3 protein-coding genes and 2 riboswitches are annotated in these 2,027 nt (G+C 63.6%); all 3 genes read right to left on the bottom strand.

Features of this window, described 5'->3' with window-relative positions:
- Positions 1-356 (bottom strand): glycine cleavage system protein GcvH (gene gcvH / locus RUW20_RS20750; RefSeq protein ID WP_313954119.1); only part of this gene is annotated, 356 nt, incomplete at its 3' end.
- Positions 357-404: 48 nt separating this feature from the next.
- Entirely contained in the window at positions 405-1,493 is a 1,089-nt protein-coding gene (gene gcvT / locus RUW20_RS20755; RefSeq protein ID WP_313954120.1) for a glycine cleavage system aminomethyltransferase GcvT, read from the bottom strand.
- A 77-nt stretch (positions 1,494-1,570) separates the two neighbouring features.
- Positions 1,571-1,672: riboswitch (glycine riboswitch) on the bottom strand.
- Between the two features lie 3 nt (positions 1,673-1,675).
- Positions 1,676-1,762, bottom strand: a riboswitch (glycine riboswitch).
- Between the two features lie 79 nt (positions 1,763-1,841).
- A partial coding sequence (locus RUW20_RS20760; RefSeq protein ID WP_313954121.1) for a hypothetical protein occupies positions 1,842-2,027 on the bottom strand: 186 nt, incomplete at its 5' end.

Consider the following 2,027-nt stretch of genomic DNA (forward strand, 5'->3'; position numbering starts at 1 on the left):
GCGGCGGCATCGAGCAGCGCGTCCAGATCGGCGGCAGCGGCAGGCTTCATTCTGAACAGCCAGGCAGCGTAGGGGTCCTGATTGACAACTTCAGGTGCGTCGGCGGCCGCCTGGTTGACTTCGACGACGCTACCCGCCACCGGGGCGTAGACGTCGGAAGCCGCCTTGACCGATTCAACGACGGCTGCTTCCTGCTCGGCGGCCAACTCCTTGCCGACTTCCGGCAATTCGACGAAGACGAGGTCACCGAGCAGTTCCTGCGCATGGTCGGTGATGCCGACACTGATCGTGCCGTCGGCTGCGGTGCGCACCCATTCGTGATTCACGGTGTACTTCAGATCGGCGGGGATGTTCATGTCTTCTCCTGAGAATATAGGTGAGGTTAAGTGTGTAACTATCTGGTATCAAACAAGAACTGCGCCGTTTCTCACAAAACAAGGCTTGACGACTTTGGCGCCGCGAAACTTGTCGCGAATCGATACCTCGACCTCGTCACCGATCGCCACGGTGAGCGGCAGCCGGGCCAGGGCGATCGATTGCTGCATCGTCGGTGAGAAGCTGCCGCTGGTGATTTCACCGCTGCCCTTGCTGGTCAGGACCTGCTGGTGCGCACGCAGCACGCCGCGGTCAGCCAACACCAGGCCGAGAAACTGGTGCTGCTGCGGCCTGGCGACCAGGGCCGCCTTGCCGACGAAGTCGCGCGGCGAAACCAGGTCGACGGTCCACGCCAGGCCGGCGTCGAGCGGTGAGACCGTCTCGTCCATGTCCTGGCCATAGAGATTCATTCCCGCCTCGAGGCGCAGCGTGTCGCGGGCGCCAAGGCCACAGGGCTGCACGCCGGCCTCGGCGAGCGCCTTCCACAGGCCGCTGGCCTGGTCGGCAGGCAGCGTGATCTCGTAGCCGTCCTCACCGGTATAGCCCGTGCGGCCGATGAAATAGTCGTCCACCACGGCGGCGAAGAACGGTTTCAGTGATTCGCAGGCCGGCCGGGATGCGGGCAGCACCTGCCACACCCGCTGGCGGGCGTTCGGTCCCTGAACGGCAATCATCGCCAGCGCGTTGGCGCCCTCCCGGCGCGGTGTGATCGTCACGCTCATCTGCCATTCATCGAGGCGGGCAGCCATCCACACCAGATCCTTGTCGGCGGTGCTGGCGTTGATCACCACGCGGTAGTTGGCGTCGTCGAGGTAATAGACGATCAGGTCATCGATCACGCCGCCGCTTTCGTTGAGCATCGCGCTGTACAGGGCCTTGCCGGCGACCTTCAGCTTATCGACGTTGTTGGCCAGCAGGCGGCGCAGAAAAGCCGCCGCATCGAGGCCTGTGATGTCGACCGCGCACATGTGCGAAACGTCGAACATGCCGGCATCGCGGCGCACCGCGTGGTGCTCCTCGATCTGCGAACCGTAGTGCAGCGGCATCTCCCAGCCACCGAAATCGACCATTCTGGCGCCACTGCGGCGGTGGTCGTCGTTGAGGACTGTTTTCTGCATCTTATCAACTCCTTGGTAGCTTTTGTTGAAGCGGATTCCAGAAACGAAAAAGGGGCGAACTCGCATCGAGTTCACCCCCCTGTCCATGTACCTGAGAGATTTTCGGGCTGAATCAGTGCATCGCAGCCGCCGGCCCCATCGGTGGGCGCCACGCTGCAAGCGTGCGCCGCTCTCCAGAGTTCATTGCACGAACGGTCCTTTTGCCTGAGCGTTTCCGGGTGGATTGCGCCTTCGGCGGCGGCTCTGCCGCCCTCTCCCATTCGCGCCGCAACTATAGCGCGCCGCAAGCGTTGCTCGCAAGCGCATCGGGCACCAGCAGGAGTACGATGCCAAGAACGCAGAAACCATTCACCCGACCTGCACCGCCACGGAGGACAACATGGACATCCGCCCAATCCATCCCGAAGCCCCCACCGCCCCCTGCGCCCGCGCGATCCGCCAGACGATAACGCGATAACCACCGATGCCCACCACCGCCAAAATCACCCACCACGGCGCTGTCGACGGCGTCACCGGCTCCTGCCACCAGCTCAG

Source organism: Accumulibacter sp., from assembly GCF_032229525.1.
In the GTDB taxonomy this organism is placed as follows: domain Bacteria; phylum Pseudomonadota; class Gammaproteobacteria; order Burkholderiales; family Rhodocyclaceae; genus Accumulibacter.